Annotated in this window: 18 protein-coding genes; 11 read left to right on the top strand and 7 right to left on the bottom strand. The window is 61.4% G+C overall.

All coding sequences use genetic code 11. The annotated features are described in order from the left end of the window. Positions 1-124: 124 nt before the first annotated feature. The 3 genes from HDE76_RS06840 to HDE76_RS06830 all read right to left on the bottom strand — a co-directional run bounded on the left by HDE76_RS06840 (position 125) and on the right by HDE76_RS06830 (position 4,916). Positions 125-2,455, bottom strand: coding sequence for an isoamylase (locus HDE76_RS06840; protein WP_184506239.1), 2,331 nt, complete (start codon positions 2,453-2,455; stop codon positions 125-127). 298 nt (positions 2,456-2,753) lie between these two features. Next, on the bottom strand, positions 2,754-3,962 hold the full coding sequence (locus HDE76_RS06835) for an alginate export family protein (protein ID WP_179479825.1): 1,209 nt from the start codon (positions 3,960-3,962) through the stop codon (positions 2,754-2,756). A 117-nt stretch (positions 3,963-4,079) separates the two neighbouring features. Continuing rightward, entirely contained in the window at positions 4,080-4,916 is an 837-nt protein-coding gene (locus HDE76_RS06830) for an SDR family NAD(P)-dependent oxidoreductase (protein WP_184506237.1), read from the bottom strand. A gap of 260 nt (positions 4,917-5,176) precedes the next feature. Here HDE76_RS06830 and HDE76_RS06825 point away from each other — a divergent pair, with 260 nt between their 5' ends. Further along, a complete protein-coding gene (locus tag HDE76_RS06825) occupies positions 5,177-5,968 on the top strand; it encodes an SDR family NAD(P)-dependent oxidoreductase (RefSeq protein WP_184506235.1) in 792 nt (263 codons plus the stop codon). Positions 5,969-6,025: 57 nt separating this feature from the next. On the opposite strand, the gene HDE76_RS06820 is transcribed toward HDE76_RS06825, so the two are convergent. Beyond that, the gene (locus HDE76_RS06820) at positions 6,026-7,396 is read right to left on the bottom strand and encodes an FUSC family protein (RefSeq protein ID WP_184506233.1); all 1,371 of its coding nucleotides are present in this window, start codon (positions 7,394-7,396) and stop codon (positions 6,026-6,028) included. Positions 7,397-7,551: 155 nt separating this feature from the next. Beyond that, a complete protein-coding gene (locus tag HDE76_RS06815) occupies positions 7,552-9,270 on the bottom strand; it encodes a S53 family peptidase (RefSeq protein ID WP_184506231.1) in 1,719 nt (572 codons plus the stop codon). Positions 9,271-10,167: 897 nt separating this feature from the next. Between HDE76_RS06815 and HDE76_RS06810 the strand changes: the two genes are divergently transcribed. Beyond that, positions 10,168-10,800: a 2'-5' RNA ligase family protein gene (locus HDE76_RS06810; protein WP_255481462.1), complete on the top strand. Its 633-nt coding sequence runs from the start codon at positions 10,168-10,170 to the stop codon at positions 10,798-10,800. Between the two features lie 266 nt (positions 10,801-11,066). Here the strand turns inward: HDE76_RS06810 and HDE76_RS06805 are convergent, their stop codons facing one another. Then, positions 11,067-11,435, bottom strand: a complete 369-nt coding sequence (locus HDE76_RS06805) for a hypothetical protein (RefSeq protein ID WP_184506229.1) — start codon at positions 11,433-11,435, stop codon at positions 11,067-11,069. Positions 11,436-11,813: 378 nt separating this feature from the next. Here HDE76_RS06805 and HDE76_RS06800 point away from each other — a divergent pair, with 378 nt between their 5' ends. The 5 genes from HDE76_RS06800 (at position 11,814) to HDE76_RS06780 (ending at position 18,923) form a co-directional block, all read left to right on the top strand. Continuing rightward, the gene (locus HDE76_RS06800) at positions 11,814-13,547 is read left to right on the top strand and encodes a S53 family serine peptidase (protein WP_184506227.1); all 1,734 of its coding nucleotides are present in this window, start codon (positions 11,814-11,816) and stop codon (positions 13,545-13,547) included. Between the two features lie 195 nt (positions 13,548-13,742). Continuing rightward, positions 13,743-14,228, top strand: coding sequence for a DUF3455 domain-containing protein (locus HDE76_RS06795; protein WP_184506225.1), 486 nt, complete (start codon positions 13,743-13,745; stop codon positions 14,226-14,228). A gap of 95 nt (positions 14,229-14,323) precedes the next feature. Continuing rightward, complete coding sequence (locus HDE76_RS06790) at positions 14,324-15,541, top strand: putative DNA modification/repair radical SAM protein (protein ID WP_184506223.1); 1,218 nt, start codon at positions 14,324-14,326, stop codon at positions 15,539-15,541. After that, on the top strand, positions 15,541-16,968 hold the full coding sequence (locus tag HDE76_RS06785; RefSeq protein ID WP_184506221.1) for a UdgX family uracil-DNA binding protein: 1,428 nt from the start codon (positions 15,541-15,543) through the stop codon (positions 16,966-16,968). The genes HDE76_RS06790 and HDE76_RS06785 overlap by 1 nt, the downstream gene beginning before the upstream one ends. A gap of 53 nt (positions 16,969-17,021) precedes the next feature. Next, on the top strand, positions 17,022-18,923 hold the full coding sequence (locus HDE76_RS06780; RefSeq protein WP_184506219.1) for a potassium transporter Kup: 1,902 nt from the start codon (positions 17,022-17,024) through the stop codon (positions 18,921-18,923). A gap of 132 nt (positions 18,924-19,055) precedes the next feature. On the opposite strand, the gene HDE76_RS06775 is transcribed toward HDE76_RS06780, so the two are convergent. Continuing rightward, the gene (locus HDE76_RS06775; RefSeq protein WP_179480342.1) at positions 19,056-19,433 is read right to left on the bottom strand and encodes a metalloregulator ArsR/SmtB family transcription factor; all 378 of its coding nucleotides are present in this window, start codon (positions 19,431-19,433) and stop codon (positions 19,056-19,058) included. 115 nt (positions 19,434-19,548) lie between these two features. Between HDE76_RS06775 and arsH the strand changes: the two genes are divergently transcribed. The 4 genes from arsH to HDE76_RS06755 all read left to right on the top strand — a co-directional run bounded on the left by arsH (position 19,549) and on the right by HDE76_RS06755 (position 22,682). After that, positions 19,549-20,292: an arsenical resistance protein ArsH gene (gene arsH, locus HDE76_RS06770; protein WP_184506217.1), complete on the top strand. Its 744-nt coding sequence runs from the start codon at positions 19,549-19,551 to the stop codon at positions 20,290-20,292. Positions 20,293-20,301: 9 nt separating this feature from the next. Continuing rightward, a complete protein-coding gene (gene arsC, locus HDE76_RS06765) occupies positions 20,302-20,706 on the top strand; it encodes an arsenate reductase (glutaredoxin) (RefSeq protein WP_184506681.1) in 405 nt (134 codons plus the stop codon). A 25-nt stretch (positions 20,707-20,731) separates the two neighbouring features. Beyond that, positions 20,732-21,319, top strand: coding sequence for a DUF4232 domain-containing protein (locus HDE76_RS06760; protein WP_184506215.1), 588 nt, complete (start codon positions 20,732-20,734; stop codon positions 21,317-21,319). An 88-nt stretch (positions 21,320-21,407) separates the two neighbouring features. Further along, positions 21,408-22,682 carry an MFS transporter gene (locus tag HDE76_RS06755; protein WP_179479865.1) on the top strand — a complete coding sequence of 425 codons (1,275 nt, stop codon included), beginning with the start codon at positions 21,408-21,410 and terminating at the stop codon, positions 22,680-22,682. Positions 22,683-22,833: the final 151 nt, after the last annotated feature.

The raw sequence follows: 22,833 nt of genomic DNA, 5'->3' as shown, positions 1-22,833 counted from the left end.
GTCTCCGTAAGGGCGACCTATTGTAGTCGTCCGCGCCCGACGAAGTGCCGAAACGTTGCCTGATGCAGGAAAAGGACGCAGTCGGCGTCCATTTCCCGTCAGCCGCCGATGCGCGGCGGCAGGATTACTTCGATATCAGCAACAGTATCGACTGGCCGCACTGGCTGTAGGTGGTGCCGGCGCCGCCGATCAGGCTCTCGTTGCCGGGCGTGACGAAGGTATTGGCGCCGTCGTTCCAGTTGCAGGTGTCGGTGACGCGGTACCAGTGGGTGCCGGTGGGTGGCGCGGGCAGGGTGAAAGCCACGCTGCCCGACCAGCCGTTGTAGGCGACGTAGAGGGAATTGGCGTCGCCCAACGACGAGCCGTTGATCGCGTAGGCGATGGAGTGGTTACTGCTGTTGCTCCAGTAATTGCTGTCGGCGACGCTGCCGCTGGGCTGGTACCAGGTGAGCTGGCTGCCGGTATACCAGGTGGCTGGACGCAGGGCCGGATGGGCTTTGCGGAAGGCGATGAGCCGCTGCGCGAAGGTGTAGAAATTCGACTGGTCGGCGCTCCACGTGTTGGTGAGCCAGTTGGCAGTCGAATCGAGGTTGTAGGCGTTGTTGTTGCATTGAAGCGTGCGCAGATACTCATCACCGCCCTGCATCAGCGGCGTGCCGGCCGAGAGCATGTCGAAGGCCATGCCGGTGCGTGCTGCGCGGCGCTGATCAAATGCGGTGCCGGTGCCGGCGGACATGCCCTGATCCCAGCTGTAATTTGTGCTGGTGCCGCCGTCCGATGGGCCGTACGGCCAGGCTTGCGCGTTGCTGGCGCCGTTGCACGAATACACGTCGTTGAGCGTCAGCCCGTCATGCACGTCGATAAAGTTGGTCGAGTTCCACGGCGCGCGTCCGCTGGCCTGAAAGAGATTGGACGAGCCGGAGAAATTGTTCGCTTCCTGGCCGATCGATACGGCGATGTTGCCCAGCTCGTTCTGCGCCTGACGCATGCTGTCGCGAAAGCTGCCGTTCCATTCCGACCAGCCTTGCGGAAAGCCGCCCAGCTGATACGAATTGCCGCCGATCGCCCAGGGCTCGGCATACAGATCAAGGCCGCTGCCGCCGGCGGTCGGTCGCACGGTGAACTCGCGCAGGATGCGGTTGATCGCCACATTGCTATCGGCCGCGTCGAAGTTGTAGCCGCCGTTCGGGCAGTTGGGCGCGGCCGACGTTGCCGCCCCGTTGAGGCAGCTGTTGCCCAGCACCGCGGCGAGATCGAAACGGAAACCGTCGACGCCCATCGTGTTGGACCAGTAGGCCATCGAGTCCACGATCAGGTTCTGCGCCACCGTGTTGTAGGTGTTGAAGTTGGCGCCGATGCCGGTGTTGTCGTAGTAATACTGGTTGCCCGAGGCGAGTTCGTAATACGTGCTGTTGTCCAGGCCGCGCCATGACGTGATGGTCGCGGTGGTGGGATCCGAACCGCTCCATGTGCCCCCTTCGCTGGTGTGGTTGTAGACCACGTCGATATAGACCTTGATGCCGGCGTTGTGAAAGGCCTGCACCATCGCCTGGAACTCGGCGGTCGGGCCGCCGGCTGCCTTGTTGTAGGCATAGCGGCGGTCCGGCGCAAAGTAGTCTTCGGTCATGTAGCCCCAGTAATTCTGGTTGGCGTCCGAATTGGGCACGACGTCGTTGGCGTCGTTCTGGGTTTCCTGCACCGGCAGAAATTCCACCGCGGTGACGCCGAGGCTGGCGAGCGCGGGCGCCTTGAGTCCGGCGCCGCGATAGGTGCCGCGATAGGCGGCGGTGATGCTGGCGTCCTGCTCGGTCAGGCCGCGCACGTTCACTTCATAGATCACGTCGTCCTTTTGCGCACGCGTCGGCTTGGTGCCCGTGCTTTGCGTGCTGGGGATCAGCACGATGCCTTTGGGTGCGTAAGTGCCGCTGTCGATAGTGCGATAGCTGGCGCCGGAGGCGAACACATAGGCGTTCTGGTTCGACGCATTGAGCGGGTCCTGACTCATCTCCTGCGCATAGGGATCGAGCAGCAGCTTGTTCGGATTGAAGCGGTTGCCGCTGGCGTCGACGTCCGAGATAAAGCCCGCGGCGGAGCCTTTGCCCCAGCCGGCGCTGTACGGCCAGTTGGGACCCCAGGCGCGATAGCCGTAGTACACGGTCCCGGTGATGCCCGCTGACTGGATCGACGACACCGGCACCGTCACCGCCCAGACGCCGTTGCCGACCGAGCTCAACACGTAGCTGGCAAGATCCTGCGCACCGTAGCCGCTGGCATACAGATACACCGCCATGCGCGTGGCCTGCGAGGAATACACGCGGAAGGTGATGCTGGTTTTCTGCGCGTTGTAACTGGCGCCTAGCGTCATGCTGTTGATCGCGGCGCGCGCAGGCATCGTCGGCGCGCCGGTAAGTCCGATACAGAGCAGCAGTGCTGCAAGAATCCCGTGACGTTTCATTCGCGTCGATCTCCCCATGGTGTCGTTGACGATCCGGTGATGCGATGTCGACGTGGTGGAGAGTGCTGCGTGGTGATGGACGCCCTGGCGTAACCCGTTGTAGCGCCGCCGCGAGGTCGAAGACCGGTACTCACTGCACGTCGCGGACACGCCGCCACAATGCCGCGCTCCGTGCATGGATAGTAGGAAGCATCGCAGTGCAGCAACCAGCGTATGCATACGTATTCATTGAAATGCGTCTGCATCGACGTGCGAGCCGGCCGCGGCTGTATGCCGCTGTGTGTGCTCAGCCGATGGGTTAAAGCGCCTGCTTGCCGTAACGATATTCCGCAAGCAGCCAGAGCTTGCGCTGGCTCACGGTGAAGCTGTCGGCGCGATAGTCGCCGTATTGCAGCTCGAGGCTGAAGCGCTTGCTTATCTGCGCCTTGATACCGGCATCGGTTTCGGTACCGTAGCGCGCACCATTGCCGTTTTGCGGATCGAACCAGTGCTGGGTGACGAGCCAGGTCAGTGAGTTCCACGGCAGCGTGCCATACACCCCGGCGTAGCGATCGCGCAGCCCGTGTGTGGGGATGGCGAACACGCCGACCCAGCCATCGAAACTGTGGCCCGAGCCGTAGGCGATGTTGAATGCATTCTTGCCATCGCCGCCCAGCGACTCTTCGCCGAGGCGGCCGGCGATGGCGGGCAATCCGTAGCTCAGTTCGAACAGGTGATAGGGCAGGCTGAAATGCGCCGGGTTATTCGCGTAGTCGTTCTGGTGCGCGCCCTCGATCGTCCAGCCGACCTTGCTGCTGTCGCCCAGCGGTGCGGTGCCGGTCCAACGTGCGCCGACGGTACGCACCGAGTTTTTCGCCGAGGTAATGTTTTTGACGAAGTAGCCGTAGCCGCTGAGCGTCCCCATTGGCAGCACCTGATCGAGATGGATCAGATGACCATCGAGCTCCCAACGCCGCTGCGCGTAGTCGGGGAAGTCCGCCCCGACCGTGCGGTTTACCTGATTGATCCAGTCATAACTCAACGTCGTTTTTTCGGCGAGCTTGACGTAGGTCGTCATGCCATCGAACGACTGCGGATTCTGACGCCAGTAGTTCGGGCTGAAAAAACGGTGGTTGTCGATGTGCAGGTATTGCCGCCCGGCGCGAATACCGAAGTCGCCGTTGTCGTAACCCACCCACGCGCTGCTGAGTTCGGTGGATCGCGGGTCCGCCTCTGCCGGGTAAGGCGTGCGCCGGCCCGTCGTGTCGTCGTACTGCCGACCGAACAGCGGCTGTACCTTGGTGCCTTCGACGTAAGCCGCCAGATGCGGGGTGAACGCCCATAAATAGCCTATCTGCAGCCGCAGCGTATGCGCGCGGCCAGTCTTCTCGAAGCTGTTGGAATGCAGCGTGCTGTCTCGATAGCGCAGGCCGAGATAAGGCTGACTGACATAAGTGTCGTCATCGGCGTGGACGGCCGAAGAGAAAGCGATGGCGGCGACAACGGCGAGGTAGCGTGGAAGCGTCATGGAATCGGCAGCTGGCGGTGTGAACCTCCGTTTTAGCGTCTAGCGGCGATTTGTCATAAACATATTTTGTTATGTGGATATGGCGCGACGTGATGACCCCTCTCTATGGAAGAGATTTCAACTCTTCATATAGTCGGTAAACTTCTGCGCGTAATCCGGGTGCCAGCGCGACAGCGCCGGGCGGTTCTCGATAATGTCGTTGGTGGCCCAGCGCATCCGTTTCTCGTCGGTAGCGCGGTCCACATCGTTGTCGGGGCACAGAATGTAGAAGTCGCCGCGTGCCAGCGCAGGCAGCATGAAATCGACGACCTGGTCGGCCGTCCACGCCGCGGCAGGCTTTTCCGTGATGCCGCGCGCGCGAGTGAATCCGGTGTAGGTGAAGCCGGGGATCAGCAAATGCGCGCTGACGCGCCCGTTAGTGGAAAGCAGTTCGTGCGCGAGCGACTCCGTCAGCGCGCGCAGCGCTGCCTTGCTCACGTTATAAGCGGTATCGCCCGGCGGCAGGGTGATGCCTTGTTTCGATCCGATGTTGATCACCATGCACGGCCAGCTCGCGCCCATCATGTCCGGCACCAACAGCTGGATGCCGTGCAGCGCGCCGCCGACGTTGATGTCGAGCGTGGATTTCCATTTGGCGACATCGGCGAACAGGCCGTCGCCGCCTTCGCGCGCGGCGTTGTTCATCAGTACAGCGACTTCGCCGAGCGCGTCGGCCTCGGCTTTTACACGCGCCATATCGTCGCGGCGGCTGACGTCGGCCTTTATCGCCCGAGCGCTGATTCCGTTGGACGTGAGATCGGCGACGGCGCGTTCCAGGGAGTCCGCATCGATATCGACCAGCACGATGCGCATGCCGATCTGGCCGAGTCGACGGGCCGTGGCAAGGCCGATGCCGCTGGCGGCGCCGGTGATGACCGCAACGCGGCCGGGAACGATAGCGGGATGATTCGACATGGGGGTTTACTCGAGGCGAAAACGCTGGATCGTGAATTTAGCGGAAGTCGCGTGATCTTTTCCTATGTATCGGCGGTGGGCTACGGGTGTCGCAGGCCCGATCCATGCGGCGCCGGAACCGCGGTTCGTGCGCTACGCTCGCTAGAATCGGAATGGCCACACCAGCGGTCGCCGACCGCGCGGTGCCACCGGGAGAATCGCATGCCTTACACAGCCAAAAAAACCACCTTGCGCCTTACCGGCGCGTGCGACGCTGCCGCATGAGTATTCGCGACGAGATATCGCCTGCAACAGGCGGTGAAAAGCCGATCAGCGTGCTTCTGACCGGTGCCAGCAGCGGCATTGGACTGGCGATGCTCCGGCAGCTGCTGGGCAACCGGCATATCGCCCTCGCTTTTGCCGTCTCCCGATTCGCTTCGACATCGGAGGTGTTGAGGCAGCTGCGCGACACGCACGGGGAAAGGCTCGTGCTGCTGGACGCCGATATTACCGATGAAGGCGATCTGGAAAGGTTGCGTGACACAGTGTCTTCGCACACCGATGTGCTTGATCGGGTGATCAATGCCGCCGGCGTGCTGCACGCGGCGAATCTGCGGCCGGAAAAAGCGCTCGAACAAATCACCAGGGCCAATCTGGAACGCGTGTTCGCACTCAACGCCTTCGCGCCGATTCTGCTGGCCAAGGCGCTGATGCCGCTGCTGTGCCACGATCAGGTGGCCGTGTTTGCCTCGCTGTCGGCAAGGGTCGGCTCGATCGGCGACAACCGCAGCGGTGGCTGGTATGCCTATCGCGCGTCCAAGGCGGCGCAGAATCAGCTGATGAAAACCTTTGCCATCGAACTGGCCCGGCGCAATCGAAACGCGTGCTGCCTGCTCTTGCATCCCGGAACCGTCGACACGCCGCTGTCCGCGCCGTTTCAGGCGCGAGTGGCGGCGGAGAAACTTTTCACCACGGACCGGGCCGCGACCCAGTTGCTGCAGATCATTGCCAGCCGCACGGCGATCGATAACGGCCGCTTTATCGCGTGGGACGGCACCGACGTGCCCTGGTGAGCGATGCTTGTGCACTTACGCTTTAGGTTGGGTCGCTAGCGGCGTCAGAACTATTCGTCACACCATCGCGCGTCGCAAATCCTGCAGAGCCTGCTGAATATCCTGCGGTTCGCGCATCGCCTTGCGTGCTGTGCCGACCGCCTTGCGCAGCGAACCCGGTGTTTCGCTGTTCTCGATCAGCGAGATGGCGGGATCGCGGCATGCGATCAAGGCATCCACCCAGTCGGCCGGCTGCACGGTGCGCCATCGTCGCGTCAGCAGGCGGCTGGCGCGGAACGCAGGCGCGACGCTTTCCACCCGGCCTATCGCCATCACAAAACCGTCGGGGCCTCGCTGCGCGTTCGCGGGGTCCAGCGCATCGGCCAGAGCGGCGAGCGCGTCGGCGATGCGCACGCGCAGTACGCCCGTGGAGCGCACGGGCAATACAAACCACGCCGCGGCGACGCCGACGATCGCGCCGATCACGATTTCTTCCAGCCGCAGCGAAAGGATCTGCCCGGCCGATGGCCCTTCGAATCCCTGCAGCAGCGCCAGCGCCAGGGTGACGAACAGCGCCCACCACGCGTAGCCCAGCGGACGCAGCCAGATGCCCATGAACACGGCGGCAAGCATCAGTTCGACGGTTGCGGTATCGCTGACCGCGTGACCGGCGAACGCCAGCGCGAAGAGCGTACCCACGCCGGCGCCCACCACGCGCAGCACGCTTTTGTAAGCGACATCCAGCCGTCCCTGGTTGCCGCTGCCGACGATAAAGGCGGTCAGCACAATCCAAGCCCATCGGTCTGCAAAGAAAACGTAGCCCACGACAAAGGCGACGGTCAGAGCGACCGCCATCTGGACGGCCATTCGCGTGCTTGCCACCGGTCGCATCGAACTGGCGCGCGCAGGCGATGCGGTGACGTCGTTCAGGACGCGTGTCGGCGGCAACCAGCGCAAGCGTCGGGCGCCCAGGTGGAACAGGGTGACCCAAAACAGCGCAAGCAGTGCGACGATGATCGGCAGGAGCAAGGCTGTCGTTGGGCCGACGCGCGTCGGCGGTACGTAAGGCGTGGTGAGAATCACCACGAAAGGCAGCGCGATCAGCGAGCCGGCCCGGCGCACCAGCGGGCCAAACCGACGCAGCCAGATGGACAAGGAAATAGCGATCACGAAAAAGGCTGCGCCGAGCCAAGGCGCATGAAGCAGCAGCATGCCCACGGCCAGCGCCGCCAGGCTGACGGCGGGCAGGGTCAGTGCGGCTTCGATTCGGCCACGTCGATCGCGATCCAGCTGGCTGCGCGACAGCGACACGCACAGCACGATGGCCAATATGGCCGGGCCCGGCTCGGGATCTATGGTCAGGGCGCAAAACATGGTGGCCAGCGCGGCGAGCATAGTCACGATCGCCTCGCGCAATGCCTGGAAAATCTTGCTGGTGGTGATGGGCATCGCTGGCTCCAGTCCTTTGGCGCTCTGAGTAAGAGTGGACGCAGGTACGTTAGCAAATGCGTGACCTCGCGCGTATAAAAAACCCGGCCAAACTGGCCGGGTTTTTTCCCCATCATGCGCGTCCCTTCGCTGGCGCATCCGTACGCGGGATGAAACTACTGCTTGGGCGTCGTGCCACCAGTGTTATTGGAAGAGGTGTGCTTGCTCAGGCTTGCCGCAGCATTGCTGCTGGCGCTGCCGATATTTGCGGAAACGCTGGCCACGTTGAGGCTGCCGAAGCCGGTGGTGTAGTCCCAGCCGGCAGCGGCCGTTTCACCGTCGTTGTTGCCGGACGTCACGTCGTGGAAATCGCCGGAGTTGGCGGCCGCATCGGCGTACAGCAGCGGAGCGGCAAAGCCGAGGCTGCCGTTGGCTTGCAGAATGCGCGCCCAAGAGCCGACGAACAGCGGCGAGGCCAGGCTGGTGCCACCGATCTGCTGGTTGGTTTGACCGTCGACGACGACAAGGGAACCGGTTACCGGGCTGGCGTCGAACGCAACATCCGGCACACCGCGATAGCTGGAGCTGCCGTTGGCGCCTACGCCCTGCTGCCAGCTCGGGATCGGCTCGATCGTGCTGGGACTGCCGCCGGTAGCGCCTTCGCTCTGGCTCAGATTGTTCCACACGGTTTCCTTGCTGAACGTGGTGCCGCCCGTGGTGTAGAGCTCGGTGCCTCCGACCGCGACCACGTACGGCGAACTGGCCGGATAGCTGGGCGTGATGCCGCCGTCGCCGCATTCATCCGCGCCGGAGTCGCCGGAGGACACCGAGAAGGTTTGTCCCTGCGCCTGGGCCTGTTCGAAGATCTGGTCGTCGGTGGCGGTATCGGCGTCGGTCTCGCACTCGCCGAGCGAGACGTTGATGACCGGCACGGCGTTCGCCGAAACCACGGCGTTATAGTCGGTGCTCAGGTCGGCGTCGCTGAGCGAAGCGGCGTCGTACAGCACGAGCTTCTGGACACCGCCGGAAATACCGACAATATCCTGCGTATCCAGATCCCACTCGCCGTCGCCGCTGGTGTCGCTGCTGCCGTTGCCGACCACCTGTACGCTGACGGTGGGTAGACCGTTGTTCGAGGTGAACGTCTGCAGGTCGTTTTCGACGTTGGTCATGCTGCCTTCGGTAATCACGCCGACAGGAATCGATGTTGCCGGCGAGAGACTGCTGGCGCCGTAGATCGAGGCAAAGTCGGTCGGCTTGTGAGCTACCGCCGTACCGCTGGCATCGGTATGCACGGCGTTCGGATTGAGGCGCTTGGCAAAGGTATGTGCGACATGCACGTTCTGCAGGCCGACTACCTCCAGCACCGAATTCTGCAGTGATGAAGGAATGCGCACGTCGTTGTCGTTGGCAAACGCATGGCGGCCGTCTTTGGTGTGCACCTGGACAAACGTGGTGTTGAAGGCAGCCTGGGCGGTATCCGCATGACCATAACCTTCGACCAGCATACGGTTCGGCGCGATGCTGACGTTGGTGAAGCCTGCCTTGGTCATATAGTCGGCGACCGCTTGGGCTTGTGCGGCGGTAGGCGAATATAGCGCCGTGAACTGCGCAGGAGTGAGCGGCTTGTGTCCGGGTGTTTTCAGATAGCTTTGGAGCTGCGCCTGATTTTGCAACTTCAATGACACAACGACATGCATCGGCTGGGAATAGGCCAACGGCCCAATGACGGTATCGCCTTGTCGCAACGCGGTAGCCTGCTTGACCGTTACCAGCGTGGAGCTGGCGATCGATGCGTCTGACGCGTCGGCGTAGGCGAACGAACTCGCTGCGCATGAGGCAGCAGCAAGGCCGATGGCGGCAAAGAGGGATTTGGTGCGGAGATGACTCGGCATATGACGTGCTCCAATGTTTGTTCGGGACGATCCCCTTTCGGGCGAGCGTAAAATTCCACTGGTGTCGTGTTGTGCCGCGTAACGCTGCGGCGAAGTCCGAGGAGTGCTGTATTGGGCCGCCGTCACTTTCGACTGCCGACCAACAGGGCTACAGGGGCAGCGAATCCGATATGCCGGACAGGCTTCAACAGCGCGTGGCGGGGAACCTCCTCGTCAATGAGTGCTATCAGCAAAGGTCATGCTGAGGTTCGACATATTCGCCGTCTAAATGCGTTTATTTAGCGTGACGAATGGAGAAAACATAATGATCTTGAAAATCATCGTCTATAAGAAATAATCCAATAGAAAATGCCGCTTTTTGACAAACATAAATAACTGTTCATGATTTTGTATATGAGATGAACAAAATATAGATAATCCGATCGTGTTCATTTCGGATTAAGAGCTCGTGGCAAAGTGGCGTTGCAGCGCCTGTTGCAGGGGTGTGCCGTTGCGCGAATACGGCCGTGACTGACGTCTCAGCTGCCTATTTACCCGCCGATTCGTGACGAGTTGGCGGGCGCAAACTTGCTTTTTATCGTTTTTTGGCAGGCTGCCTCACCGCCACTGATCGTCGAGTGGACTGAAGAATGGCGAGCCACTGGCAAATTTTTGCCTTCGGTGAACCTCCACCGTTAGCGTTCGACCAGCGACATGGTGGCGAGCCCGGCCATTTCTTTGTCCGCTGCGCCGGCGACACATATTCCGTATAGTCACGAGTGTGCTTCGCGTCACATTATGGCGAGAGCGCGAAGCGCCTTCGCTCTGCTGGCGATGCACACGTCAGCCACGCCGGCCAGCGGCTTGGCTGGTATCGACTGGATTGTCTCGAACGGAAAGATTCGTACGGGCGCGTAAATGAAGTATTTGCGAGAAGGTGCGTCGATGGATTTGCAAGCCTCGTTCAAACTCAGCCCGAATCGCCTTCTGTTGGACGGCGTCAACATGTTTTTCGCGCTGCTGCCAGATGAGCAGGCCAAGGCCGAGATCATCCGTATTGGCGAGCGCTTCGTGAAGTCGCATCGGCTGGGCGGTTCGTCGGTCGATATCGACCGGCTGCACATCACGCTCACGCCCATCGGCAAACCGGACCGCCTGCGTCAGCCGCTGGAAGGCGCACTTTTGGCCGCCGCTGAGAATGTGCGAATGAAGGCGTTCGAGGTCACGCTGGATAGCGCCATGCGTTTCAGCAACACCAGCGCGGATGGCCGCTTTCCGTTCGTGCTTTGCGCGGACGCTTCAACCACTCAAGCGGCGCTCAATTTACGCAAGGCGCTCGCCCAGGCTCAGTACGCACAGGGACTTTTCGTGCCAGGCGTATCCAGCTATATGCCGCACGTTACGCTGCTCTATGGCCACGGGGTTGAGGCGATCGAACAGCCGATTCCACCGATCAGCTGGAGAGCGCGCGAATTCATGCTTATCCGCAGCTTTTTTGGTCAGTCCAGGCACGAAGTCATGGGACGCTGGCCGCTCGACTCAGCAGGCTGAGGCGAGTTGAAGGGGAGGGATGATCTTGGCGCGATCCGGCCAGGATGCACTCTCAGCCATCATTCCTGCATCGTGAGTGGCTACTTTCCGCCAGGGGCCGTCTTGCCTCGATGGTACGACGATCAGGCCTTGATGACCGCGATGGCGATCGCGCCGATCCTGTCGGGCAAATTAGGACTGCGTTGGCTAAATACTGTACGCGGCGGATAAGACCGGAGCGTGCGCTGAATTTTTCGGTGATCGAGATCTATTCTGGAGTGCAGGGTTCACATGCATTCCTTCACCTGCTTGAAAAACCAAGTGTCGTCGTCCGGCATCCGCGAGTAGTACTTGGCCGTCGTGTGATCTCCCACGGGCGTGATGTCTACAAGCGCAAGAACCGGACTGCTGTCGGTCTGTCGAAGTTGCAGGCTGGTTCCGCTGACTAGCGGGACATTGGCTATTTTGAAGGGTTTCGTCGCCCACGCGCTCGATACACACGAGGCCACGTCACCAACGCTACTGGTTCCTGTGTAGGCAGCGGTAGGTGTGTCGTTGCGTAAATTGCCTGCACTGGAGCATGCGGCTAGCGAGATCGCTGCAGCAATGCTTGCGACGTACTTTTTAACGGCTATTGCCTGTCGATGATTCCGCATTGGTTGAATCCTGAGCACCGAATAGAGATGACTTTTGCGGTCTATCCTACAGCCGGAGGATGTGGCGTTCGAGGATCCCAATACTTATGGAACTGGCGCTCCCCTCTCTGCTAGTGAGCCCGCCGGGCCGTTACCGCGTAGCGGCCATTGTTGACTGCGATGAACTTCATGGTGTCCCCAAGCAATGCATACGGTTCGTGGTCCAAATGGAGGTTCTTGTCGCAAGAAATTACTTGGGGACTTCCTAAAAGTCCTATTGCCAACCCCCATGAGTGCTATCTAGATTCAAACGGCTGCAGCATGAATCAGAGGACGCAGTGAAAGACCGCGCGGTGCCTAAGGCATCGCATCCGACACTAAACCATGGAGAGATGGATTGTGAAATTACTGCCTGACAGTTCGGTTAATCGTAAAAACATAGTGCTCAAAAAATCGGTCGCAGCGCTGCTGTTCGCCAGCGCGCTGACGCTTGGTTTTGCGGCGCAGGCCACTGACACGCTGGTCGGCGCCAATCATCTGCTGAATGCGAACCTGCCAGCGGCCGTATCGTCGGGTCTGGCTGCGCATGCCGGCGTCATGGATCAGACAAAGAGCATGAAGCTCGGCCTGATTCTGCCATTGCGCAACGAAGCCGAGCTCGACAGCCTGTTGCTGCAGCTGCGCGATCCGCAAAGCCCCAATTATCACCACTATCTCTCGTCCGCCGAATTCACCGAGCGCTTCGGTGCGACCCAGAAAGATTACGATGCTGTCGTCGCATGGGCGACATCGAACGGGCTCACGGTTACCCAGACCACGCCGAATCGTCGCATAGTGGATGTGCAGGGGTCGGTGGATACCATCAATCGCGCGTTGCACGTGCAGCTGGGCAACTATCGGCACCCGACCGAAAATCGCATCTTCTTTGCACCCGATCGCGAGCCGACGCTGGATCTCGCGGTGCCGCTGCTGGACATCACCGGCCTGACTAACGTCAATCCGCCGAAGAACCATCTCGTGCATGGAAGCGACTTGCAGCACATGCAGGCGATCAAGGCCACGCATGGTTCCGGTCCGTCGGGCGAGTACCTGCCCAGCGATATGCGCGCGGCGTATTACGGTTCGGGCTCGCTTACCGGCGCCGGTCAGACCGTGGCCATTTTTTCCTATGACGGCTACAAGTCCTCCGACGTGACGCTTTATTACAGCAAGACGGGCATGAAATCCTCGGTGCCGGTCAAGAACGTGTTGGTCAACGGATACAGCGGCGTCTGTGATGCAGGCGATGGCAGCGGCACGTCCACCTGCGACGACGGCGAGCAGGTGCTGGACATCGTCAATGTCATCGGCATGGCGCCTGGTTTGCAGCAGGTGCTTTTCTATGAGGGCACCAGCGCTGGCGATATCCTCAACCAGATGGCGACGGACAATATCGCCAAGGTGATTTCCAGTTCCTGGGGCGGTGGCGATTTCGGCTCCTCGGACGACGCGATCTACAAGCAGTTCGCTGCGCAGGGGCAGACCTTCCTCAACGCCACGGGCGACGATGGCGCCTACAACTCCAGCACCTGGCTTCCACCGTCGCTCGATCCGAACATTCTGGATGTCGGCGGTACCGATCTCACCACGACCGGTCCCGGTGGTGCCTGGAGTTCGGAAACCGGCTGGAGTGGCAGCAGCGGTGGCTACTACAGCAAAGCGGGTTATTCGACGCCGACCTACCAGAAGTTGAGCGGTGTCATCACCAGCACCAACAAGGCGTCGAGCACCTACCGCAACGATCCTGACGTGGCGGCCGAAGCGAACTACGACAATCCGACGGTCAGCAACGGTTCGTTCGAAACCGGTTTCGGCGGCACCAGTTTCGCCGCCCCGCGCTGGGCCGGACTGCTGGCGCTGGCCAACCAGCAGTCCGTGGCGGCTGGCAAAGGGACGCTGGGCTTCGTCAACACCAAGATCTACAACCTTGGCGTTGGCTCCAGCTACAAGAGCCAGTTCCACGACATCACCAGCGGCAACAACAAGCCAGACGAAGGCAGCGGTTCCGGTTTCAATGCGGTGGCGGGTTTCGACTTGGTCACCGGTTGGGGCAGCCCGCAGGGCGCGGCCTTGATCAATGCGCTGACGCAGTGAGGCGATGGCAAGCGAGGTGTCACGTGAAGTGACGCAGAAAGAGGGTCGCCTTGGGCGGCCCTCTTTTTATATGGCCGTTGCAGGTGGTCATGGCAATACCGCGGTGCGGAAAAATGGAAGCCACGGCGATGATTAGGCTACTGCATACTGTCAGATCGACGAGTAGGCTTCGCAGGGACATTCTGGAGACTATTGATGCGCAAGGTATCCATCAGCACCGCAGTTGCAATCGCCGGCTTCGCCTGCGTCGCACATGCTTATAGCTCGGCGGCTACGCCGTCCGCCATTGAGGCGTTTGGCAAGGGCGTGCAGATCTATACCTGCAAATCGGCAAGCGACAGTTACGCATGGACGTTGAAAGCCCCCGATGCCAACCTGAGTGATGCTCGTGGCCAACCGATCGGAAAGCACTTCGCCGGTCCCACGTGGCAGGCTATCGACGGTAGTACGGTTGTCGGCAATCCGCTGAATGTTTCGCCGTCACCGAACGCTGGTGCGATTGCGTGGATCGTACTGCAGGCGAAGTCGCATACCGGCCATGGCCTGATGTCCAACGTCGACTACGTGGTGCGTACGCGTACCGAAGGCGGCGTGGCGCCGGCAGGTGGCTGCGATGCTGTCCATGCCGGTGCCGAAGTCCGTGTGCCGTACAGCGCCATCTATCTGTTCTTCCGCCACTGAACCACGGGCTCCGTCGCAGCGCTTGCGACAGATGGTCGCGACACTGCGGCTTCTACACACTCATGCCGCATCGGCTGCGCCATTATGGTGCCCTGATGAAACTCTCCGAAAAGCTCGCCATTCTCGCGGACGCTGCCAAGTACGACGCTTCGTGCTCGTCCAGCGGCGGGCAGAAGCGCGATTCTCTGAAAACCGGCGGCATCGGCTCGAACGAGGGCATGGGGATTTGCCATGCGTATGCGCCGGACGGCCGCTGCATCTCGCTGCTGAAGATTCTGCTGACCAACTTCTGCGTCTACGACTGCGCCTACTGCATCAATCGACGTACCAGCAACGTGCAGCGCGCACGCTTTACCGTGGCAGAAGTCGTGCAATTGACGATGGACTTCTATCGGCGCAATTACATCGAAGGTTTGTTTCTTTCCTCGGGCATCATCCAGTCGCCCGATTACACCATGGAGATGCTGGTGCAGGTGGCGCGTAGCCTGCGCGTGGATCACCGGTTTGGCGGCTACATTCATCTAAAGACCATTCCCGACGCGTCGCCCGAACTGCTCTCCGACGCCGCGCGCTGGGCCGATCGCCTCAGCATCAATGTCGAAATGCCGACCGAAGGTGGGCTGAAGGCGCTGGCGCCGGAAAAGGATCTGCGCGATATCCGCCGCGCGATGGGGCGTCTGCGCATGGGTATCGATGAGGCAAAAGCAGAAAAGAAGGCGCCACGCTTCGCGCCAGCCGGACAGAGCACACAGATGATCGTCGGCGCCGATGCTTCCAGCGATCGTGATGTGCTCACCAGCAGCACGAATCTTTATGCCAACTACAAGCTCAAGCGCGTGTATTACTCGGCCTTCAGTCCCATTCCCGACGCCTCCAAGGCCTTGCCGCTGCGTCCGCCGCCGCTGGTGCGCGAGCATCGGCTGTATCAGGCCGATTGGCTGATGCGCTTCTACGGCTTCCAAGTCGACGAGATCGCGCCAGCCAACGATAGCGGCATGCTCGATCTGGACGTCGATCCGAAGATGGCCTGGGCGCTGCGCCATCGCGAACAGTTTCCGGTCGACCTGAACCGCGCGCCGAAAGAAATGCTGCTGCGCGTGCCGGGTCTGGGCGTGCGCACGGTGCAGCGGCTGCTCGGCATGCGCGTGCATCGCAAGCTGCGTTACGACGATCTGGTGAAGCTGCGCGTGCCGGTGCGCAAGGTCGCGCCGTTCGTTGCCACGATCGATCACCGCCCGCGCGTGGACGGCGAAAGCGGCGCGCTGCGTCATCTCGACACCACGCCGCGCCAGGCTGATTTGTTCGGTCACTGATGCGCCTGGTCGTTCTGCACGATGGCAGCGATTTGGCCGAATGGCGTGGTCAGGCGCGCGCTCTGCTGGCCGAAGACGTGCTGCCGTCGGATGTGCAATGGCAGGTTGGCGAGAGGGCGGGTCTGCTGCCGGCGGAATCATCGCCAGCTCATCAGCCATTGCGTGAGGCCAAGCCAGCTGGGACGGTACCGCGTGAGTTTCTGAGCCTTGCCAGTACAGTGCTGGCGCATGCCGACGCGCGTCGCCACGCCGTTCTGTATCGCTTGCTCTGGCGCCTCACCCATGGCGAACGCCAGCTGTTGCATATCGCCAGCGATGACGACGTGGCCTGGTGCGAGCAGGCGGCCAAGGCCGTGCGGCGTGACATGCATAAGATGAAAGCCTTCGTGCGCTTTCGCGAAGTAGCGCAGCCGCAAGGCTCCGTCTTCATTGCGTGGTTCGAGCCATCACATGACATCCTTCCACGGGTGGCGCCGTTCTTTGTGCGGCGTTTTGCCGGCATGCACTGGTCGATACTCACACCGACGCGCAGCGCCCACTGGAATGGTGAAACCATCAGCTTCGGTGCCGGCGCGCAGAAAGCCGACGCGCCGAACGAGGATGCGCTGGAAGCTCTATGGCTGACGTACTTCGCGAATATCTTCAATCCGGCGCGGCTGAAAGTGCAGGCGATGAAGAACGAGATGCCGGTACGCTACTGGAAAAACATGCCCGAGGCCGCGCTGATCCCCGGTCTCATCCGCGACGCTTCTGCGCGCATGGATGCGATGGTGCAGAGGGCGCCGACCCAACCGAAAAAGCACATTCCCGCACCGTTGCCACGACAGCCGTCCGCGCTGCCGCAAGGCAGCCTCGCCGAGTTGCGCCTGCAGGCCGGGCAATGCCGGGCGTGTCCCTTGTGGGAACCGGCGACGCAGACGGTATTCGGTGAAGGCCCCGACAATGCGCATATCATGGTGATCGGCGAGCAGCCGGGCGATCAGGAGGATTTGGCCGGCCGCCCCTTTGTCGGCCCGGCCGGTCAGTTGTTCGATCAGGCGCTGGCGCAGGCCGGCGTCGAGCGCAGCCAGCTTTACGTCACCAATACCGTCAAGCACTTCAAGTTCGAGCCGCGCGGCAAACGCCGCATCCACTCGCGCGCCCACGCCTCCGAGCAGTCGGCGTGTCGACCTTGGTTGCTTGCCGAAATTCAGCGCGTTGCGCCAAAGACCATCGTCTGCCTCGGTGCGATGGCGGCGCAGGCCATCTTCGGCAAGAACTTTCGCCTGCTTGAGCAGCGCGGCCAGTGGATTACCCTCGATAACGGTATCGGGGCCTTCGCCACCGTGCATCCGTCCTATCTCCTGCGGTTGCCGGACGAACGAGAACGCGGGGAGGCTATTGCGCATTTCGTACGCGACTTGGGCATGCTGCGTTCGTTGATCTAAAACCAGCACGTTATCCCTTAAGCTGCGCCCTGGATTTCCACCAAGTTGCCTCCGTGAACAGCCAAGCCCCACCGCATCCTGCTTCGAAGGTTCAGTCGATCTCTGCAGCGCTTGTCACGAGCGCACTGGGCGTGGTGTTCGGCGATATCGCCACGAGCCCGCTGTATGCGCTGCAGGCGGCGTTTGATTCCCATGGTGTGCAGGCTAGTCACGACAATGTGTTGGGTCTGCTGTCGCTGGTGTTCTGGGCGCTGATCATCGTGGTGTCGTGCAAGTACGTGGCGTTCATCATGCGGGCGAACAATAACGGCGAAGGCGGCATCATGTCGCTGATGGCACTGACGCGCGAAGTCTGCCGCGACAAGATTCCGCGTGCTCTGCTGGCGGTCGCGCTTTCGCTGGGATTGATCGGCGCCGCGCTGTTCTTTGGCGACAGCGTGATTACGCCGGCGGTGTCGGTGCTTTCGGCCGTGGAGGGCCTGCAGCTGGCGGCGCCCGCGCTAAAAGCCTGGGTCTTGCTAATCAGCATCGTGATTCTGTTCGGGCTTTTTTTATTGCAGCGCATGGGCTCCGCACACGTGGGCAAGATCTTCGGGCCGGTGATGGCGCTGTGGCTGGTGGTCATTGCGATACTGGGCGTTTATCGCCTGATCGATCGGCCCGAGGTGCTGTGGGCCATCGATCCGATGTATGCACTGCATTATTTCGGCACCAACGGTTTCCGCGGATTTGAAACGCTGGGCGCGGTGATCCTTGTACTGACCGGTGCCGAAGCGCTGTACGCCGATATGGGCCACTTCGGCGCCGGCTCCATTCGCGTGGCGTGGTTTGCGCTGGTGCTCCCGTGCCTGCTGCTGAGCTATTTCGGCCAGGGCGCTTACCTGCTGGGTAACGCTGCCGCTGGGGAGATGCCGTTTTATCGCATGGTGCCACATGCGCTGTTGTACCCGATGATCGTGCTGGCGGCGCTGGCGACGGTGATCGCGTCGCAGGCGGTGATCGCCGGTGCGTTTTCGATGGCGCGCCAGGCGATGCTGCTGGGTTACCTGCCGCGCATGCGTGTGCAGCACACGTCGCACCATGTGGAAGGACAGGTGTATTTGCCGGGCATCAACCTGCTGCTGCTGATACTGGTCATGGCTGCGGTGCTGATCTTTCGCTCGTCCGATGCGCTGGCCTCGGCTTACGGCATTGCGGTGAGCGGCACGATGCTGGTCACGACCATTCTCGCGGTGCTGTACGCGCGCTTCGGGTGGCAGTGGCGTTATGTGGCACTGGTGCCGCTGGGTATCGTGCTTATCACCATCGACGTGGCATTTTTCGGCGCCAACATTTTGAAGATCGCATCGGGTGGCTGGTTCCCGCTGCTGCTCGGCGTGATGATGTATGTGCTGATGTCGAGCTGGCACCGCGGTCGGCAGATTCTGATCAGTCACCTGAGCCGCGACGGACTGGAGCTTAAAAGCTTCGTCACCGGCATCGCCGCGCATCCGCCGCATCGTGTCGAGGGCAGCGCGGTGTTTCTCACTGCACGCAGCAGCGGTGTGCCGGTAGCTTTGCTGCACAACCTCAAGCACAACCGCGTGCTTCATCACACCAACATCGTACTGACGCTGGAGTTCGTCAACGCGCCTTTCGTCTCGACGACGAATCGCCTGCATCATATCGAGCTCGGCGATGGCTTCCATCAGGTCAATCTGCGCTTCGGTTTTGCCGAAGATACCGATGTGCCGCAAGCGCTGAGCGCCATGGAAATCGACGGTGAGCCGGTCGATCCGAACAGGCTGACCTATTTTGCCAGCCGCGAAAACATCGTGCCTTCACGGCTGCATGGCATGTCGCTGTGGCGCGCGCATCTGTTTGCCTTGATGGCGCGCAATGCGCTGGCCGCGACCACGCATTTTCACTTGCCCGACAACCGCATGGTGGAGATCGGTACGCGCGTCGATGTGTGAGGCATCGGTTATCGGTAGGGCATTTGTTTGCGCAGGTTGGGCTGAGCGCAGCGAAGCCCGACGTAGACACCGTGAAACATGTTGGGCATCGCTGCGCTCGGCCCAACCTACGAAATCCATAACGCGGCGAGCTTATGCGCTGCGGCGTTTCGATGCGGCTGCCGAGCGCGGCTTGGTCGCCGTCGCCGGCTTGCACCCGGCCTTGCCTGTGGCGCAGCCACGGGCGGACTGACTGCAGCAGTGGTCGGTGAGGTAGCCGATCAGATCGTTCATCGCCGCGATCACGGGGGAGTAATAGATAAATCGACCTTCCTGCCGGCTCGCCACCAGGCCTGCGTGGGAAAGCTCCTTCAGATGGAAGGACAGCGTGGCATTGGCCAAACCCAGCTTCTGCGCGATGGCACTGGCCGCCAGGCCATCGGGTGCGTGTTCGATCAGCAGGCGATAGACCGCCAGACGCGACGATTGCGCCAATGCGGAAAGAATGGTGACCGCCTGTTTGCTCTGCATGACGATGGCTGTGTATCTCTTGTTCGATATTTCCATAATGATAGAATTGTTTGATCGAGGCAACCGTGGCGATGTCGCCGGTGACCACGCTGGCTTACGAACGATGGAAACACCGATGAACGATCTGCCCAATATTTCAGCCGATACGCTGGATACTCCAGATAGCGCCAAACTCGGCTTATCCCACGCTGCCGACCATCCACCGCGGATCCTGATTCTTTACGGGTCGCTGCGGTCGCAGTCGTTCAGTCGCAAGCTTGCGCTGGAGGCGGAGCGCATCCTGCGCCAGTTCGGTGCGGAAACGCGCGTGTTCGATCCGCTCGATCTTCCGATGCTGGACAGTGTGCCGGCCAGTCATCCGAAAGTGCGCGAACTGCGTGAACTGTCGCTGTGGTCGGAAGGACAAGTGTGGGTGAGTCCGGAGCGGCACGGTGCGGTGACCGGCGTGTTCAAAAACCAGATCGACTGGCTGCCTCTGGAAGAGGGCAGCGTCCGCCCGACGCAGGGACGCACGCTGGCGGTGATGCAGGTGTGCGGCGGCTCGCAGTCGTTCAACGTCGTCAATGCGCTGCGCTTGCTTGGGCGCTGGATGCGCATGGTGACCATTCCGAATCAGTCGTCGGTGCCCAAGGCTTGGGAGGAGTTCGATGACGCGGGCCGCATGAGGCCCTCGCCGTATTACGATCGCATGGTGGACGTGATGGAAGAGCTGTTCAAGTTCACCCTGATGATTCGCGATCGCAGCGATTACCTGGTCGACCGTTACAGCGAGCGCAAAGGTTCAGTCGAAGCACGCGCGCTGTCGCTGGCCGCAGGCGTTGTTTCTTCCGCTCAAATTCCAGCCAACGCAGACGAATAGATGTCCGAGATGACCGCCACTATCTATCACAACCCTGCATGCGGCACCTCGCGCAACGTGCTGGCCTTGATCCGGCATGTCGGCATCGAGCCGACCATCGTGGACTATTTGGAAAACCCGCCGGGCCGGACGCGGTTGAAGCAGTTGATCGACGATGCCGGGCTGACGCCGCGCGCGGCCTTGCGCGAAAAAGAAAAGCTCTGCGCCGAACTGGGCCTGGATGCGGCAGGCACAAGCGATGATGCGTTGCTGGATGCGATGATCGCGCATCCCATCCTGATCAATCGGCCCTTCGTGGTGACGTCGCTGGGCACGCGGCTGTGCCGGCCGTCCGAACGCGTGATGGATGTCCTGCCCCCCTTCGCCGAGCCTTTCGTCAAGGAAGACGGCGAGGTGGTGAAACCGCGCAGATAGATTCTGGAGACTCACATGCAGTGCTGTGGCGGGGCGGCAGTCATTCCGGATTCACCGTGCGATGGTGAGCATCGGTGCTCACCCTATCCTCGAGGAGGCCGACTTGATCGTTTCATTGGCTATTGCAGCATTGGCTGCCTCGTCGTCACTGCCGCCGTTGTCAACCCGCGTGTTGCCGGCTTGCGGCACATCGCAGGTATCCATCACGTTCGATGGCGAGAACGGCCATTTTTCCGGCATGTCGCACGCCGGTACGCTGATGGTCGTGCGAAACATCGGAGTGGATGCCTGTCGCGTGCCGGCGCTGCCAGAACTGCGCTTCGAAGATGCTGCGCATCGAGCGTTGTCGATCGTGCGACAGGTGCCTAAGGGCATGCATCCGGGGCCTGTCATCCTTCCGCTAGGCATCGCGCCAGGCGCCGAAGCGACAGCCGAACTTCGCTGGGTATCGGGCGATGTCTACGACGGCCACCATTGCGTCATCACGGCGACAGCGATCGTACAGATCGGAACCGATACCTACAAGCAAGCGTTTTCCGGCCAGTTTTGTTCCGCCGCGAATACGCCGGCGACGTTTACTCAAACGTGGCTAAAAACCGATGCACATCTCTAGCAGGCATCGGTGGCGATAAAAAAGTATCCAGCGCCGTCGTGCCTGCTCTGGCAGAATCGAACAGCCTGCACTGTCGGAACATCCTGGAATGAGCCAAGCACCTACCGCGCCCGCCAATTCGCCCAGTCGCATCCTGTTTGCCAGCCTGATCGGTACGACGATTGAGTTTTTCGATTTCTATATCTACGCCACGGCCGCGGTGCTGGTTTTTCCCAAGCTGTTTTTTCCATCCGCCGATCCGGCCTCGGCGGCGCTGCAGTCGTTTGCCACGTTTGCGCTGGCATTTTTTGCACGGCCGATCGGTTCGGCCGTATTCGGGCATTTCGGCGATCGGGTCGGGCGCAAGGCGACGCTGGTGGCTGCGCTCCTGACGATGGGTATTTCCACGGTAGCCATTGGCCTCTTGCCGACGTACGCGAGTATCGGCGTGGTGGCGCCGCTGCTGCTGGCGCTGTGCCGTTTCGGCCAGGGGCTGGGTCTGGGCGGCGAGTGGGGCGGTGCGGTGCTGCTGGCGATCGAAAACGCGCCACCGGGCAAGCGCGCGTGGTACGGCATGTTTCCGCAGCTGGGTGCGCCGATCGGCTTTTTCTTTTCCAGCGGGCTGTTTCTATGGCTGACGCAGGGCATCGGCGACCAGGCCTTTTTCGCATGGGGCTGGCGCGTGCCGTTTCTGGCCAGCGCGGTGCTGGTGCTGATCGGCCTGTGGATGCGGCTGAAGCTGCAAGAGACACCCGCCTTTGCCAAGGCCATGGCGCACCACGAGCGCGTCAAGCTGCCGATGCTCACGGTGATCACCAAATACCCGAGGCCTCTGCTGGCGGGCACCTTCGCCGCGCTGGCGACGTTTGTGCTGTTCTATCTGATGACAGTGTTTGCGCTGAGCTGGGCGACCACCAAGCTGGGCTATTCGCGCGAGCAGTTCCTGATACTGCAGATGGTCGGCGTGCTTTTCTTCGGCGCGACCATTCCGTTGTCGGCGATGCTGGCCGATCGCCGCGGCAGCCGCTTCACCATGATTCTTTCCACGCTGCTGATCATCGTGTTCGGCATCGGCTTTGCACCACTGTTCGCCGCGGGAAGCAGCGGCAGCGTGCTGTTGTTTCTGGCGCTGGGGCTGGGTGTGATGGGTCTGACCTACGGACCGCTGGGCACGATCCTGGCGCAAATGTTTCCCACTGCCGTGCGCTACACGGGCGCATCGCTGGCGTTCAATATGGCAGGGATCTTCGGCGCATCGTTGGCGCCGTATATCGCTACCTCGCTGGCCAGGAGCTACGGTCTTGCCTATGTGGGTTATTACCTTGCGGCAGCGGCAGTGCTGACGCTGCTGGCTCTGCTGGCGACACCCGAGTCAGCGGATTGATGCGGTGCATGCGGTGGGTCTGCGACGCTCATAGGTCTGAATGGGAGTGTGGCGGCCGGTGGAAATGGTCGGGATAGTCCCCATGTTTCCAGACGTAGACTTCATGCCGGAGCGATCAGGCTCTCCAGGCATCGGCTGGACAGGAGACTCT

Source organism: Rhodanobacter sp. ANJX3, from assembly GCF_014200755.1.
Classification (GTDB): Bacteria; Pseudomonadota; Gammaproteobacteria; order Xanthomonadales; family Rhodanobacteraceae; genus Rhodanobacter.
Note: the sequence above shows the minus strand (reverse complement) of the source record. Positions and strands in the feature narration are given on the sequence as shown.